Consider the following 16087-nt stretch of genomic DNA (forward strand, 5'->3'; position numbering starts at 1 on the left):
ATTCGCGAGCAGATGTTCGAGCCATCTTTACCCAATACCCGTAAGGACTTATACGGATTACTCCGGGATATCGAGGAAACCGGGGGATGGCCCTATATAGAACGGATGAAGTTACAAATGTTAATGGAAAAATTATTAGCCAGTGAAGTCGGCGCGCTCGATTCGGCGGCAAAAACCGATGATCGAGAAAAATGAGTTTCCAGAGGTTACGGAGCGGGTTACAGTATTGGGAAAATGGATATTTTAGGGGTAGTTCGTAAATCATGACCACCGTGAACCCGATTAAATTTGGAACCGATGGCTGGCGCGGGATTATCGCCGCCGATTTTACTTTCGATCGAGTCGCTCTGCTCGCTCCCTTGGCGGCTCAGGTTTTAGCGGATAATTATGGTCAGATCACGGGTTCGCGGACGATGATCGTCGGCTATGATCGGCGGTTTATGGCGGAGGATTTTGCTCAAACTGCGGCGGAATCGCTGCAAAAAGCCGGTTTTGATGTGCTTCTCTCCCAATCCTACGCTCCGACTCCCGCTTTTAGTTGGGCAGCTCGAGCAGAAAATGCTCTCGGTGCGATCGTATTAACCGCCAGTCATAACCCGGCTAAATATCTCGGTTTGAAGGTTAAAGGTTATTTTGGTGGTTCTGTCTCGCCGGAAATTACCCAACAAATTGAAGCTTTATTGTCTAATCCGCCGCAATTTAACGCAGCTCCAGGTAAATTAAGCACTTTTGAACCGTGGTCAGGTTATTGTCAGGGTTTACGCCAAAAAGTTAATATTGCCGCTATTGCCAACGCGATCGAATCGGGACAACTAAAAGTTTATTCCGATGTCATGCACGGTGCGGCGGCTACCGGTTTAGAGGGTCTTTTGGGGGTGGGGATCACGGAATTACGCGGCAATCGCGATCCTTTGTTCGGTGGCGGCTCTCCGGAACCTTTACCGAGAAATTTGAGGGAAATCATCGATAAACTGGCTCACAGCGCAAATTTAGCCCCTTTGCGAGTAGGTTTGGTCTTCGATGGGGATAGCGATCGAGTAGCGGCGATCGATGGTCGGGGGAATTTTTTAAGCACCCAAAATCTCATCCCGATTTTAATCGAGCATTTAGCCGGCAAAAAGGGAATGAGAGGGGAAATTGTCAAAACGGTGAGCGGTTCCGATTTAATCCCCAAATTAGCCAGTTTATACGGTTTATCGGTCTTTGAAACCCCGATCGGTTATAAGTATATCGCCGATCGAATGTTGACCACTCCTGTGTTAATTGGTGGGGAAGAGTCGGGAGGTGTCGGTTATGGTACTCACATTCCCGAACGGGATGCTTTATTATCAGCTTTATACGTTTTGGAAGCGGTGGTAGAATCGGGCCAAGATTTAAGCGATCTTTACGCGCAATTACAGGATAAAACTGGTTTTCATTCTGAGTATGATCGCATTGATTTACCCTTAGCTAATATGGAAGCTCGCAATCAGTTAATTACTGCTTTGGATAAGGAACCCTTAAGGGAAATTGCCGGTAAACAAGTGACTGATTGTAATACTATGGACGGTTATAAATTCCGTTTAGAAGATGGCAGTTGGTTGTTAATTCGCTTTAGTGGCACAGAACCGGTTTTGCGTCTCTACTGTGAATCTTCAACCCTCGATCGAGTTCAGGAAATTCTCGCCTGGGCAAAATCTTGGGCTACCTATATCTAATAGAAAACGGGTTTCTTGAAGAAACCCGTTTTCTGTTTTAAACGGGGATGAACTAGGAAATTTTCAGCCCGCGAATCGCATAATCTAATAATTCGATGGGATGAATAACGGGTGTATCTTTTCCCTGTAATTGTAGATGTTTTTTAATTTGTAGGGAACAACCCGGATTAGGAGAAGCAATCACCGCAGCCCCAGTATTTAATAAATTGCGTACTTTCTGCTGACCTAATTCATCGGCAGTATCTGGCTGTAGCATATTATAAACTCCGGCACTGCCACAACACAAGGCCGCATCGATAGGTTCTTTTAAGTTAATATTGGGGATTTTTTGCAATAATTGCCGTGGTTGCACGGAGATTTTTTGTCCGTGTAAAAGATGACAGGCATCTTGATAAACTAGGGTTAATTCTGTCTCGGTAATCGGGGATAAATCAGCAGTTAACCCCACTGCGGCTAAAAATTCTTGGGCATCGCGTACTTTAGCCACAAACTCCTTAGCCTTATCTTTGTATTCAGGATCATCGGCTAAAATATGATGATATTCCTTGAGAGTATGACCACAACCCGCCGCATTAATAATAATATAATCAACCTCGGTTTCTGCAAAACTATCGATCATTTGTCTGGCTAAACTTTGTGCTTGTTTTTCCTGTCCTTGATGTGCGGGTAAAGCGGCACAACAACCCTGGGTTTTTGGGATAACCACTTCGCAACCATTGGCAGTTAAAACCCGCACTGTTGCTTCATTTACCGGCGAGAAAAAGAGGCGCTGCACACAACCTAAAACTACTCCCACTCGATAGCGTTTTTCAGTTTGGGAGGGAATAACATCGGCATAGTTTTTAAACAAAGAGGACAGGGTAATTTTGGGTAAAATTGATTCCATCGCCGCTAGACGGGGAAAGAGCATTTTTAAGATACCCGATTTCCTGACTAGGGTTTGTAATCCCAGGGTTTGATATAACCAGAGGAAGGGTAAAAATAATTTGAGACGGAGGGGATAGGGAAAGAGATTAAAAATGAGAAAACGAATAATTTTATCTTTAAAACTGCGGGGTTGATTGCGTTCCACTTGCGGACGAACTGCGGCGATTAATTGATCGTATTGTACTCCCGATGGACAAGTACTAACACAGGCTAAACAACCTAAACAAGTATCAAAATGTTGGCTAGTGGTTTCGTCTAAAACTGCTTCCCCTTTATTGATGGCATTCATCAGATAAATTCTGCCCCGGGGGGAGTCCATTTCTTTGCCAATCACTCGATAACTGGGACAGGTAGATAGACAAAAACCACAGTGAACACAACTATCGATTAATTCTTGGGCAGGGGGATTCTTGGGGTCAAATCCTTGATTTTTTTGGTCGATTAATTCTTGAAAGTTAACGGAATGTTCGGAGGTTTGCATGATTTTAAATTAGATTTTGTTAAGAAAGCGTTCAGGACTAAAAATACCGTGAGGATCGAATTTAGTTTTTAGGGTTTTCATCATGGTAATCGCGTTACCTGTATAGCCCCAAGGTTCAATTTTTTCTTTTAGCGATGGCGGCGCAGTTAACACCGTTAAATAACCCTGATTGGCACTGCATAAAGAGCGAATTTTGTCAAGATTTTCCTCCGATCTTAAGATAACTTTACCCACCCCACTACTAATATTAATCGAGGCTAGTCCGTTAATTTGGTCGATAACTAGAGCTAAATTGCTAGGTAATAATCCTATTTTGCCGAAAAAATTGCCCTCTTGGTCATAATTATCGATTGTTTTTCGGTATCTTTGCCCTAGAGAAATTTCTTCCTCATCCCGATAATAATTGGTCTGACAGTCTAACTGTTGCCCTAAATAACTCACCTGTTGCGATTGTTCGCTAATACTTTCGGGAATGCTTTGAAAACGCAGCAGTAAAGCGACTTTTTCCCCTAATCCTAGTGCTTGCGTCATCCCTGGGTTTAAACATTCAGCCACGGTGGGAGTTAAGGCCGATTGCCGAATAACTTGACTCAATTTACTAATATTTTCGCTATTTCCAGTGATGATCAGGGTTTCTGAGTTAGCAGTTTCGGGATACAGTCGCAGGGTAATTTGATCGATAATCCCTAAAGTGCCGTAGGAACCCGTAAATAGCTTCATCATGTCGTATCCCGCCACATTCTTGACCACACGCCCTCCAGCTTTAGCAATCTCGCCATCGTGACGGATAAAGGAGAATCCTAGGATCAGATCCCGGACACCACCGTATCTTTGCCGCCATGTTCCCGCGTCGGCTGTGGCTATAATACCGCCAATCGTGGCATTATCGGCGTAACTGGGATCAAGAGGAAGAAATTGACCGCTAGGAGCTAAAAAAGCCTGTAAATCCGCTAGTTTAAGCCCAGCTTGCACGGTTATAGTTAAATCTCCCCTAGCATGGTCAATAATCCGGTTGAGATTTTGGGTACTGACTAAAATATCGGGCGACTCGACTAACCCACCCCAATCTAATTTACTGCCTTGACCGTAGGCCAGTAAAGACAGACGATTTTCGTTGGTAAAACGCACCAGAGAGGATAAAGCGGTTGTATTAGCGGGATAAACTATAATTTCAGGACTTTTGCCCCTAATTGCCCTTGATAATCTTTCTTGTTCCTCTTTTGGCACTTGTTGCCAGGTAATAACTGTCGTGTCGGGGGGTAAAATAGAAGTTATCTGAACAGCGATCGCAGTCATATTTTACAAAAGAATTGAGGAGTGAGGAGTCAGGACTTACCGGCCGATAATGGCGAAGAATGGGGGTAATGCTGGGGCTATCAGTAATTTTGGGCCTCTATTAATCAGATTACCTTAGTTTGGCTCTCCATCTCCGATGTCAGGCAATTCTAGCAATATTGAGGCACAAAGAAGTCAGCTTAATAACTGACTGCTAAATTAGCCATACACTCGTGTCATAATGTTAGATTACCTCGATCAGTAAGCCAAGAAGTAATGAGTGTAGATTGGACGAATAGCCGCGCCAAGCGATTAAGTGCCTTACCCCCCTACGTTTTCGCCCGCTTGGATGAATTAAAAGCCTTAGCCCGCAAAGAAGGACTAGATTTAATCGATTTAGGTATGGGCAACCCGGACGGTGCTGCCCCGCGTCCAGTTATCGAAGCGGCCATTCAAGCTTTTGAAACCCCCCAATTTCACGGTTATCCACCCTTTGAAGGAACCGCCAGTTTCCGAGAAGCGATCGCTAAATGGTATGATCGCTGTTATGGTGTGGAACTCAATCCCGATAACGAAGCTTTACCGCTGCTAGGTTCCAAAGAGGGCCTATCCCACCTGGCTTTGGCTTATGTTAACCCCGGCGATGTGGTCTTAGTTCCCAGTCCCGCCTATCCCGCCCATTTTCGCGGTCCCTTGATTGCTGGGGCGACGCTATACCCGATCATTTTAAAAGCAGAACAGGATTGGCTGATAGATATCGATTCTATCCCCGAAGATGTGGCTAAACAGGCGAAAATCCTCTATTTTAACTATCCCAGTAACCCCACGGCCGCCGTTGCCCCCCGAGAATTTTTTGAAAAAATCGTTGCTTGGGCCCAGCACTATGAGATTATGCTCGTCCACGATCTCTGTTATGCTGAATTAAGTTTTGATGGTTATCAGCCCACCAGTTTATTAGAAATTCCGGGGGCAAAAGAGATTAGTGTGGAATTTCATACCCTCTCGAAAACCTATAATATGGCCGGGTGGCGCGTCGGTTTTGTCGTGGGCAATTCCGATATTATTCAAGGGTTACGCACCCTGAAAACCAATCTCGATTATGGTATCTTTTCCGTCATCCAAAAGGCGGCCGAAACCGCCCTACAACTGCCGGATGAATACGTCAAACAAGTACAGGAAAGATACCGGCAGCGACGAGATTTTTTCATCAAAGGTTTGGCGCAATTAGGTTGGGATATTCCCCCCTCTAAGGCGACAATGTATCTCTGGGTTCCCTGTAGCGTCGGCATGACTTCCACGGATTTCGCCCTTACTGTTTTGCAAAAAACCGGTGTCGTTGTCACTCCGGGCAATGCTTTTGGAGAGGGAGGGGAAGGTTATGTGCGCGTCAGTTTAATCGCCGATATCCCGCGATTAGGGGAAGCTTTACAGCGCCTCGAAGATGCGGGAATTCGCTATCGGTAAGGAGAGTTTTTTCCCTTGATTTACCCACCAAATCCCTCTAGGCACTGACTAAAATTGCGATTATGATGGAATTTTATCGCGGTAGCTTGCCACTTCCATGACCTACAGCTTAAGAATTGCCGATATTCCCGTCAGTGAAAGACCAAGGGAACGTTTAATCAGTGTCGGGGCGAAAAACCTCAGTAACGCCGAATTATTAGCGATTTTACTGGCTACAGGTCAAGGTAAAGGCAAACTCTCGGCAGTGGGTTTAGGACAGCATATTCTCAACGAATTGAGTAAATATCGCCGGGATCCCTTGGACGTTTTGAGGGATATTCACCCCCATGAATTAACCGCTATTCATGGCATTGGACCGGCTAAGGCCACTACTATTCTAGCGGCGATCGAATTGGGAAAACGAGCTTTTCAACGACGACCGACGGAAAAAATGGTCATCGATAGTCCCGATACCGCTGCCGCTATTCTTGGACACGAACTAATGTATCAGTCTCAGGAACGTTTCGCCGTTATTTTACTCGATGTCAAAAATCAGTTAATCGCACTAAAAGTGATTACTATCGGCACAGCCACAGAAACACTGGTACATCCGCGAGAAATCTTTCGAGAAGTGGTTAAACAATCAGCTACTAAGTTAATTATCGCCCATAATCACCCCACCGGGTCACTTGTGCCTAGTCAAGACGATATTTTACTCACAGAACAATTATTACAGGGGGCCACCTATCTAGCCATTCCTCTCCTAGATCATTTGATCCTCGGTAATGGCAACTTCCAAAGTCTTCGCCAAATCACGGATCTTTGGGAAAAATATCCCCAAGAAGATTGACAGAAAAGACATTCGATCAAGTAGTTTAATTTTTTAGCCGTTTCAATTGGGCGTTAATTTCTGCAAACATTATGCGATCGCTGTCAAGGATTGGGGAGAAAACCAAAAATTTTGGCCGCTCCTCCTAAAATGGCAACAACCAAAGCTATCAGAATCCCCCGATTGGTAAACTCCTGATAAGCGACTCTTGCAGTTAACCCTTTAATTTCTGCGGTTAGTCGCTCATCTAAAGCTTTAATGTCCCCTCTTAATTCTGATTGTCCTATCTCTAGCTTGTTTAAACGCTCGTTGACATCTCTTTGTAAAAAGTCGATTTTCCCCTCAATCCTTGTCAAGACAGCCTCAAGGGAATAAGTGACCGTTTCGTTAGACATTTTGCTAAACTCCTAATTAATTAGGGCTTGCTGAATAAATGTGAAATGTAGGCAAGGTAAGAGTTTTGTGGCTTTTCTTGCGAAACAGGTGCAAGATTTTGAGATAATCGTGCTTCAAAACCTGGCATCTTGAGCGGCGATTGCGTCCTGTAGGGGCGAAGCATTCGGGTAATAACCTATCGGTGAAACCGTAGATTTTCTATCCGAATGCTTCGCCCGTACTTTTTCAGCAAACCCTAATTAAGCAATCTCAATTAATTGTTAGATAGTGGCGCAGGCTTCTGGTTCTTTGTATTTTATCTTTAATTGTAACCAGCTACTTAGTCGATGAGTCGATCATAGGTGCTGCGTTACGACGGATTCTCACCTTCGAGTCAAAGCAGCAATTTTGGCCGTCTCGCGCACCCTTTCCTCCCCACTTCCCAATTCATAATTCATAATTCATAATTCCCATGGGACCGAAATCTGGGTAAAATTTGAGAGATACAATCGGTCAATTGGGCATGGATTATAAAGAAGCGGGCGTGGATGTGGAAGCGGGACGCGCTTTTGTCGAGAAAATTCGCCAAAATGTGGAAAGTACCTTCCGTCCCGAAGTTATCGGCGGTTTAGGCGGTTTTGGCGGCTATTTTCAGTTACCTTCCGGTTATCGGCAACCGGTGTTAGTATCGGGAACTGATGGTGTGGGAACCAAGCTGAAAATTGCCCATAGTCTCAATTGCCATGATACGGTGGGAATTGACCTCGTGGCCATGTGCGTCAACGATGTCTTAACCTCTGGGGCTGAACCTTTATTTTTCTTGGATTATCTCGCCACCGGTAAACTGGAAGCGTCACAGTTAGCAGCGGTGGTATCGGGAATCGCTAGGGCCTGTCGTGATAGTGGTTGTACTCTTTTGGGAGGGGAAACGGCGGAGATGCCGGGGTTTTATTCGGCGGGAGAGTACGATTTAGCGGGTTTTTGCGTCGGTATTGTCGAAAAAAGTCAATTACTCGACGGCAGTAAGGTGCAAATCGGCGATGTGGCTATCGGTTTAGCCAGTAGTGGGGTTCACAGTAACGGTTTTAGTCTTGTTCGTAAGATTATCGACACCCAGGGCTTAAATTGGCAAGATTGCCCCGAAATTTTGGCTGGCTCTAGCTTAGGTGAAGTTTTGTTAACTCCCACTAGACTTTATGTTAAACCTGTGCTAGAACTGCTGCGCTCTGGGTTAGATATTCACGCCATGGCCCACATTACCGGGGGTGGCATCCCGGAAAATTTGCCCCGCTGCTTGGGTAAAGGGCATTCTGTGCGGATTTACCGCGAAAGTTGGCCAGTTTTGCCAATTTTTCACTGGTTAGCCCAGATGGGTTCGGTTAATGCCGAAGCCATGTTTAATACTTTTAATATGGGTATCGGTTTTGTGATCATTGTCCCATCAGATCTGGCTCGATCGACTATTAATCAACTACAATCCTCTGGGATTAATGCCTACCAAATCGGCGAAGTGATTGCCGGCAAGGGGGAGATTGTTGGGCTTGATTAAGCTGAAAAAACTCTTTCAGCAAACCCTACTTAGGGTCTGCTGAATAAATCTAAAAACCTTGTTGGATAAGAATTTTAGACTTTTTTCCCATCAAAAAGTGCCAGACATTGGGGTGATCGGGGGGGAAATTTAGGCACTTTTTCCCTGAAAATTAGGTAATTGACCCCCTGAAAATGGGGAAAACCCTACACCCCAGCTGCCCCCCCGATGTCGGGGGGGTTGGGGGGCCACACCCTGCCCCCACGAAAAACTCTTTCAGCAAACCCTAGTTAATAGATTGTATCCCGTTGACGGGCGGGGCGATCGAGGGATTTAATCGCCGTTGCTAATTCCTCGACGGTCAAACAAGTACCGCCCACAGCCCCGGCCATAGTGGTAATATGTTCTTCCATGAGAGTACCACCAAGATCGTTGCAACCCCAGTTTAAAGCTTCTGTCGCCCCCTGTAAGCCCAATTTTACCCAACTGGGTTGATGATTTTTAATGCTATTGCCCAAATAAATCCGCGCCACTGCTGTTAATTTTAATGTATCGGCTAAAATTGGTTGATCCCGTCCGACTCGATTTCTCAGGGGTTTGGGGGCTGATTGTCCCACAAAAGGCAATAAAATAAATTCGGTGATTTTAGCCCGATAATTATTTTCTAGGGCGATTTCTTGCTGTTTTCTAATTTTTTCGAGGTGCTGCACCTGTTGGCTAGGGGTTTCAATATGACCGCAGAGCATGGTACTGGTGGTATGTAACCCCAAGCGATGGGCAGTACCGACTATTTCTAACCAAGTGGCGGCATCGATTTTTTCTGGACAAATTACCCGTCTTACCTCATCCACCAACACCTCGGCAGCCGTCCCCGGTAGAGAATTCACTCCTGCTTCTTGCAGAGAAGCGATAACTTTTTCGTAACTTAAACCGTCTTCTCTAGCTATAAATTGGACTTCTTGGGGCGAAAAAGCGTGTAAATGCAGGTTGGGAAAGGCTTGTTTCAGGTTTTTAACAATTTCGAGGTAATAGTCTAAGGAATTGCCCTTAATCTTGGCTTTTGGGTTTAATCCCCCCTGCATACAAATTTCCGTCGCCCCACGACGGACGGCATCCGCCGCTTTAGCGATAATTTCCTCTAAATTAAGCCAGAAGGCCCCTTCTTCATTTTCATCGCGTCTGAATGCACAAAAACTGCAATGCTGCTCACAAATGTTACTAAAATTAATGTTGCGATTGATAACGTAGGTGACGGTATCTCCCGCCTGTTGACGACGTAAAAAGTCGGCCGTTTCCCGAATCTGGGCAATTAAACGGTTATCGGTAGTTTCTAGCAAGATAATCGCTTCTTTTGCCGATAAATTTGCCCCTGACCGCGCTTTTGCCAAAATATCGGTTACGGGTGCGGTGATGGAGGAGTTAGTCACGGGAGATAAATATTAAGGGTTGCCGATCCTAATTGTAGAACGAGGTCAGAAGGAACAGTAAAGAAAGAGAGCCGATTTAATCCTTTTTCTGTTCCCTATTCCCTTGTCTGCACGCGGTAATTTCCGGTTGAGAGCCTTTATTGCAGGGTGGTTTGTTTTTCCTGTTCTTTTTGTTGACGTTTTTTCTTTTCTGCTTCTAGGGCATCTTCGATCACCTTGAGCAGCTGATCCATTTTATCAAGATTACCGCGATAAACATCGAGGTCTTTTTGCAGTTTCTCGCTGGAGAGACGGAGAATTTCTGAGAACTTTTGCAAAATTTGTTCGCGTTTTTCTTTTTCCTTGATCATGTCCGGTTGTGCTTCCGCCAAAATAGTATAGAGACCGATGGCAAACAGGCGACTATACTTAAACTTAGGCGCGTTGATAACCGAAACTAAACTATCAGACAACTGATTGTTACCACCCAGAGCAGGGTTTTGCAGTTGGGAAAGCAAGGAATCAATATTAGTTTCTTTGGCAATAGCGATCATATTTTCGGCATCACGACGATAGACTTCGGGATTACCGTTAACCGCTTGGCACAAAGCATTAAAAATATTCGGTTTATCCTCCCCCGGACGATAGCCTTCCATGAACTTCTCGAAAGAAGTAACCACACCAAGGGCATAAATTGGATCATAATGGAAATCTACATTAACGGAGAGCAGGTGCATCTCGACTAATAATTCCTCAACCACGCGCCGATACACCGAATTGATGGGGCGGGTGTGGCGAGTATAAAAATCACGCTTACTATCGGAAACAGTACGAATTTTGTCCACAGAACCAAACTTCATAAAAATTTAACACTGCTCTCATTTTCTCCCTTCTCGTTCCCCCTGACAAGGCCAGTGATCACCAAAGAGCGGCAAGCAGTCAGTCCCCAGAGAGCAAAAGAGCGAGTAAGATATAAAGATAAGGACATGGAAAAATCGAGATAATTAGCCGATACTGCCTCTACCAATCGCTTTTTTACTTTTCACTTTTCAGTTGACTATATGGCCAATCAAGACGACAAAATCAAAATTATCACTGATAACCGGCAAGCGCGCCATCTCTACGAGATTTTAGAGACTTTTGAAGCGGGGGTGCAGTTGCTGGGGACCGAGGTTAAATCCGTGCGTGCCGGTAAGGTAAACCTGCGGGATGGTTACGTTTTAGTCCGCAATGGTGAAGCGGTGTTAATTAATGTTCATATTTCCCCCTACGAACAGAGTAGCGAATATTTTAATCACGACCCGCGCCGGACGAGAAAATTGTTGATGCACAAAAAGGAAATCAGCAAACTCATCGGTCAAGTGGAACAGAAAGGCTTAACTCTTGTGCCTTTGAAGATGTATTTTAAAGGTAGTTGGGTAAAAATCAGCATTGGCCTCGGTAGAGGCAAGAAATTACACGATAAACGCGAAGATTTGAAACGTCGTCAGGATCAACGGGATATGGCGCGAGCGATGAAGCGTTAACCAAGACACTTATCGGACTGGCAAAGGTCTAGGTAAGAAACGATCGGGTTTTGTTACAGTTGAACTGTATTAGGCTCCTTGCGGCCGTCACCATCCCCCTCACTTTGGGTTAAAATTTATGTTAAAACTCTTGACAAAAATAATTAAATATGCCAAGGCACCCGCTTTAATTGCTCTATCTTTAGCTGTGGGTGCGGGGATTATTTTACCAAAAATAACTTTAGCCAATGGCAACCCCGGCCTAACAATTTTTAGTGGAGTCGATCGCAAGGATATCTTAGATTATTTTTTGCAATTTGGCGGTCGTCCCAAGCAAATGGATCGTTATAAACTCTATATTCCCGCGAAAAAACTCTCCCAAGGGGCTTCAGCTTTTTTTATTTCCTATCCCGATTATTTTAACGGCCAGTTTGACACCAATAAAATCGAGGTACGCATCAACGGCAAATCTTTACCTTTAAAGGAAGTGGTTTGGGATAAGGATAGTCGCGTTATTCAAATTGTCCCCGAACAAGCGATCGATCCCACCAGCAAAGTTGAAATCGTCATGTCTAATGTCAGAAATCCCGAATTAGGCACTTATTACTTTACCTGTGATGTGATTGCCTCTGGCAATATTCCCGTCCGTCTCTACGTTGGGACTTGGATTGTCAGTATCGAACCTTAAGTAGGGTTTGCGGCAAAAAGTTTTTCGTGGGGGTAGGGTGTGGGGTGTGGGGTGTGGGGTGTGGGGTGTGGGGTGTGGGGTGTGGGGATAATAAATAAAAGCTGCCTTCTGCCTTCTGCCTTCTGCCTCCTGCCTTCGTTAACGGGGATAGGGAAATGGGGGAATGGGGGAATGGGGGAATGGGGGAATTTAACTAAAACCCCAAAACCCTAACACCCTCTCAGTCTGAGAAAAAGTCAACCAAAGTCAACTATTTGCCTCCGAGTTGCTAAAATCTGAGTAGTTTTCACCTATAGACTCGTTGGCTGGGGAATTTTCTTCGGAGTTTGAGTTTTTGCCACTGCCTTTGTGAGAATTTTTGCCCCCTTCCCGTCCGATAGCTGCCATGTGGGCGCGATCTCGGCTAACCGCTTCACCACCTTTTCGTCCCGCTTCGCGAGCCTCTTCGGAGGTAAATTCGTGGGCTGTACCTTTTTGATGAGCAGCTTTACCACCTTTACTAGCGATTTCCCGTTGTTTAGCTTGATCCATAGAGGCAAAACCGCGTTTACTCTTACCTGTCATAATATCCCTCCTGTGTGAATGCTGATTTTAAAAGTTCTTAAAGACTTATGCGAGATTTTTAAAACATCAAAATCATGGTCTTGTCGGTGGGCAAAACATTGAGATTGCCCCGCTTTCCTCCTCTAAGAACTATGGATTCCTACCTAGTATCATAACTCATTAGCTTGACTTCTAGGCAACTAATTACAGCGATAAAAGAGCGTATTTTATGTTAAAAAATATTAAGCGAATCGAGCATTTATCAGTCTAAAGATATAGAAGTTATCTTAATGGTGAGGTACAAAGTTTGCCTTTGCAGGAGTCGGTCTTCAGTTATCAGTTATCAGTTATCAGTTATCAGTTATCAGTTATCAGCTTTTTTCTCCCTGCTCCCTTCTCCCCACTTCCCCACTTCCCCACTTCCCACTGAAAAGGCTGCCATGCACTCTTAATTGGATGTGCGGGCAGCCTAAAGCCTAGTTTTTGGGGATTTAATCGGGAAAAATCAGGGTAAGAGTTGGGTTTTTTCGATCAACCATTTATCTCCTTGCCGTACCAAATCATAGCGCAGGTTCAAGGACTCATTATAGGAACGATTGACAATTTCCTTGCCATTATCGAAATACATGGCCTTTTCGTTGACTGTCGCTTCCACCGTGGCTAAATTAGGATTTTTCGCATTATTAGTGACCGATCGCACATCCACTTGATGATCGTAGCGCCAATAGTTATTTCCCTGTAAAGCCGCCGCCCGTTTTTGCCAAATTTCCAAAGCTGAACCCGTTAAAACCTCTTTCAATTGCTCTTTTTGGTGTTCACTGCCAAAAGCAGCCGATTTTGCTGCTAACCAAGCTTGAATCGTCTCCTTGGCCGTTTCCTTATCTAAGGGATTCCCTTCCATAACCTCCGCGTTAGCCGAAGGAATTTCTAGTATGGGAGTATTTAAAGAAATCGGTAACTGTTCCCCTTGCAAGGCTGCCAAAGGAGATTGACTATCGACAATTGCCTTTACCCCCAGGGACAAAACTGCGAGCGTTCCCACTAATCCTACCCCCAATATTGCCACTCGATCGAGTCGTAGTTTTCTGCGGGCCGGTCGTCTCCGTTTCGGTGGGACTAGGGCAGTTTTTACCGTTTCTGGGGCTGCCGGCCCGGAGTTACCCGCTGCTGGGGTACGCGAGCGACGGGGACGACGACGGAGGGGATTAAGTGCCGGTTGACGATAGGCTGCTGTCACCACCACACTGCCCTGAGTATAGGGGGTGAAAGTTTCCTCCTGAGCAGTGGCTCTCAGGGCAGGTACAGCAGAGCTTGTCCGCTCACCGTTAGCTCTAGCTAAAGACGGTTTTTGGGGACGAGAGTGGGAAGAATAAGCAGATTCCCTCATCGGTGTCGCTCCTGGCACTGGGTTTAAATGGGTGGGGGGGGTGTGGGTTTTGAGAACAGTTACTTCCGATTCTAAAGGTTCGCCAACCTTTTCTTGAACCGACACGGGAACTTTTTCGTCAGGAAAACCTGACAATTCTTCTAAATAATTTTGTACCTCTTCCTCGGCAAAATACTCTTTTAGTGAGGCTTTCCGCTCAACCAAATCACTAAAATGGCAGAAAACTTCTGTTTGTAACCAACGCTCACCGTAACGACATAACCCAGGTAAGAGATCGGGAGATTGCCCGGATTGTTCCTTAATATAATTTAATATTTCTTGCTCTTGACTTTTTTCTAAAATTGTGATTGCTTGTTCGGTTTGACCGAGCAGTAGGGCGCAGATCGATCGCTCGAGGGAGACATCCTGATGTTTTTGTAATTGCTGCAAGCGAGCGCTGGCCGCAACGATAGCGGCGGGTTGTTTTTGGGCGAAACCGCGGGCAATCAAGGCATAAACCAACAGATAATTACCCACCGACGAGGGGCGTTGTGCCTCTTTTGCCCAGATTTTTTCCTGTTCGGCCTGAGTTAAATAAACCCGTAACTGTTGAATAAAGCGTAAAAAATTATCCACCCCCAACCCAGAGCGATCGTCGCCCTGGCCATCGATGCCGCCGCGAGCTTCTAACATCTCTTCCAAGAGATTCAAGCCGCGCTGACGGGCAAGACTAGGTTTTTTTTCCTGGGATAACAATTCCAGAATCCGGTAGGGACGCAGGCGATCGCAATCATGGCGAATCTCGCTGGCCACTTGCGGGAACATTTCTTCTTGTTCCAACCAAGTCAGGGCTTTGGCCGCGGTGCTGGCCGCCTGTTCATAATTTTTATCCTGCCAATATTCCCGACTTAATTCCCCGTAGGCCAAAGCCAAGGTTAAGATCATGTCTGGGCGAGTAGTTGGCTCTAAATCTAGATAAGTTTCGGCCAAACGAATCACTAACTCGTATTCTCCCAACTCTTGCAGGATGAGCAAAGCTCCCACCAGATCGGCGGGGGCAATGGTAATCTGGGGAGTGGGATATTCTGGAGAAGCGGCGGCTACCTCCCCACCCTGAGAATCTAGGTTTTCGGCACTGCTTTCTGGGTTGAGAAGCAGGGGATTGGGGTCAAAAAATTGAGCATCATAATCACGACGGCGATCCGCAGCACTTAACACTTGGTAAGCTTCATCTAACAAGTGCTGACGGGCAATGATCGCTGTTTGACTGTATTCTTGACGTGGCAATTGCCGTCCCCGGTCGGCGTGGGCCAAATCAATCTGCTCGGCACTCACCTGAAAGGGGATTCCCAATATCCTGTAGTAGTCGAGAGGAATTCGCACGGTTAGCTGTACCTCAACTCTGGAGAGTCCTTAGTAATCTACTCCCGTTAAAGCGTCAGCTTAACGGGAGCTTTCTGTAACCCTAAACTTATCGGGCAAGCCAATAAATTCGGCTCTCTGGGCTGGATTACACTCAGCCCCAAAAGTCTAATCATCTTGCTACCGTTCGCGTCTGCGTCACCAATCCAACCACAAGTCTTATTGCTACACTTAAACGATTTTCCGCTTCTAATTCCGATATGTAGGCAACAATGACAGGTTTGAGAGGTATATCGTGGATTAACCGCGATAACCTCAACTCCTTCTTTAATGCCTTTGTATTCGAGAAATTGTCGAAGTTGATAGAAAGCCCAAGAGTTAGACCGTCTTCTCTCGGTCTTATTTCGTGGTTGTTGGTTGGTTCTCTCTCGAATACCGGTTAGGTCTTCAATAGCGATAATCGAGTTAGTTAATTTTGCCTCGGCAACGATAGCTTTACTGATTACTTGACACTCTCCGCCCTAAAAGTGCGGAGATTCTTGGGCTGAATCTTGCCGCTACTAGCAAAGCTAATTTTGGTCTTACAGTTTCATGTCTAGTCCGACTACACCTACAAGGTAAGCACTCTTAAAGACTACTCCCCAAGCGTAAATTTCTGTGTG

14 protein-coding genes and 2 pseudogenes are annotated in these 16087 nt (G+C 45.5%); 8 read left to right on the forward strand and 8 right to left on the reverse strand.

Going from position 1 to position 16087, the window contains the following annotated elements; translation table 11 throughout:
* Window positions 1–195, forward strand: a pseudogene (locus PX482_RS05665) (hypothetical protein); the annotation flags it as partial.
* A gap of 68 nt (window positions 196–263) precedes the next feature.
* Window positions 264–1697, forward strand: coding sequence for a phosphoglucomutase/phosphomannomutase family protein (locus PX482_RS05670; RefSeq protein ID WP_288122178.1), 1434 nt, complete (start codon window positions 264–266; stop codon window positions 1695–1697).
* Window positions 1698–1749: 52 nt separating this feature from the next.
* On the opposite strand, the gene PX482_RS05675 is transcribed toward PX482_RS05670, so the two are convergent.
* A complete protein-coding gene (locus PX482_RS05675; protein WP_002761037.1) occupies window positions 1750–3105 on the reverse strand; it encodes a (Fe-S)-binding protein in 1356 nt (451 codons plus the stop codon).
* Window positions 3106–3114: 9 nt separating this feature from the next.
* On the reverse strand, window positions 3115–4401 hold the full coding sequence (locus PX482_RS05680) for an FAD-binding oxidoreductase (protein WP_288122179.1): 1287 nt from the start codon (window positions 4399–4401) through the stop codon (window positions 3115–3117).
* Between the two features lie 255 nt (window positions 4402–4656).
* Between PX482_RS05680 and PX482_RS05685 the strand changes: the two genes are divergently transcribed.
* Complete coding sequence (locus tag PX482_RS05685) at window positions 4657–5844, forward strand: aspartate aminotransferase (protein ID WP_002761041.1); 1188 nt, start codon at window positions 4657–4659, stop codon at window positions 5842–5844.
* Window positions 5845–5941: 97 nt separating this feature from the next.
* Window positions 5942–6673 (forward strand): RadC family protein, encoded by a 732-nt coding sequence (gene radC, locus PX482_RS05690; RefSeq protein WP_002761042.1) that lies wholly within the window; start codon window positions 5942–5944, stop codon window positions 6671–6673.
* Between the two features lie 83 nt (window positions 6674–6756).
* Here radC and PX482_RS05695 read toward each other — a convergent pair whose 3' ends face one another.
* The gene (locus tag PX482_RS05695; protein ID WP_002761044.1) at window positions 6757–7047 is read right to left on the reverse strand and encodes a DUF4164 family protein; all 291 of its coding nucleotides are present in this window, start codon (window positions 7045–7047) and stop codon (window positions 6757–6759) included.
* Between the two features lie 503 nt (window positions 7048–7550).
* Between PX482_RS05695 and purM the strand changes: the two genes are divergently transcribed.
* Entirely contained in the window at window positions 7551–8576 is a 1026-nt protein-coding gene (purM, locus tag PX482_RS05700; protein ID WP_002761046.1) for a phosphoribosylformylglycinamidine cyclo-ligase, read from the forward strand.
* Between the two features lie 269 nt (window positions 8577–8845).
* Here purM and cofH read toward each other — a convergent pair whose 3' ends face one another.
* Both cofH and psb29 read right to left on the reverse strand, forming a co-directional pair.
* Window positions 8846–9982, reverse strand: a complete 1137-nt coding sequence (cofH, locus tag PX482_RS05705; RefSeq protein WP_288122180.1) for a 7,8-didemethyl-8-hydroxy-5-deazariboflavin synthase subunit CofH — start codon at window positions 9980–9982, stop codon at window positions 8846–8848.
* Between the two features lie 137 nt (window positions 9983–10119).
* A complete protein-coding gene (gene psb29, locus PX482_RS05710; RefSeq protein ID WP_170863942.1) occupies window positions 10120–10806 on the reverse strand; it encodes a photosystem II biogenesis protein Psp29 in 687 nt (228 codons plus the stop codon).
* A gap of 216 nt (window positions 10807–11022) precedes the next feature.
* Here psb29 and smpB point away from each other — a divergent pair, with 216 nt between their 5' ends.
* Window positions 11023–11487, forward strand: coding sequence for an SsrA-binding protein SmpB (gene smpB, locus PX482_RS05715; RefSeq protein ID WP_002732921.1), 465 nt, complete (start codon window positions 11023–11025; stop codon window positions 11485–11487).
* 118 nt (window positions 11488–11605) lie between these two features.
* Window positions 11606–12154, forward strand: a complete 549-nt coding sequence (locus tag PX482_RS05720) for a DUF2808 domain-containing protein (protein WP_002761049.1) — start codon at window positions 11606–11608, stop codon at window positions 12152–12154.
* A gap of 246 nt (window positions 12155–12400) precedes the next feature.
* Here the strand turns inward: PX482_RS05720 and PX482_RS05725 are convergent, their stop codons facing one another.
* Window positions 12401–12718, reverse strand: a complete 318-nt coding sequence (locus PX482_RS05725; protein WP_002761051.1) for a KGG domain-containing protein — start codon at window positions 12716–12718, stop codon at window positions 12401–12403.
* Window positions 12719–12987: 269 nt separating this feature from the next.
* On the opposite strand from PX482_RS05725, the gene PX482_RS05730 reads away from it, so the two are divergent.
* Window positions 12988–13149 carry a hypothetical protein gene (locus PX482_RS05730; RefSeq protein ID WP_288122181.1) on the forward strand — a complete coding sequence of 54 codons (162 nt, stop codon included), beginning with the start codon at window positions 12988–12990 and terminating at the stop codon, window positions 13147–13149.
* A gap of 53 nt (window positions 13150–13202) precedes the next feature.
* On the opposite strand, the gene PX482_RS05735 is transcribed toward PX482_RS05730, so the two are convergent.
* Both PX482_RS05735 and PX482_RS05740 read right to left on the reverse strand, forming a co-directional pair.
* On the reverse strand, window positions 13203–15446 hold the full coding sequence (locus PX482_RS05735; protein WP_288094863.1) for an IMS domain-containing protein: 2244 nt from the start codon (window positions 15444–15446) through the stop codon (window positions 13203–13205).
* 47 nt (window positions 15447–15493) lie between these two features.
* Window positions 15494–15931, reverse strand: a pseudogene (locus PX482_RS05740) (RNA-guided endonuclease TnpB family protein); the annotation flags it as partial.
* Window positions 15932–16087 lie beyond the last annotated feature (156 nt).

Source organism: Microcystis sp. M53602_WE12 (genome assembly GCF_030065455.1).
GTDB classification, from domain to species: Bacteria; Cyanobacteriota; Cyanobacteriia; order Cyanobacteriales; family Microcystaceae; genus Microcystis; species Microcystis aeruginosa.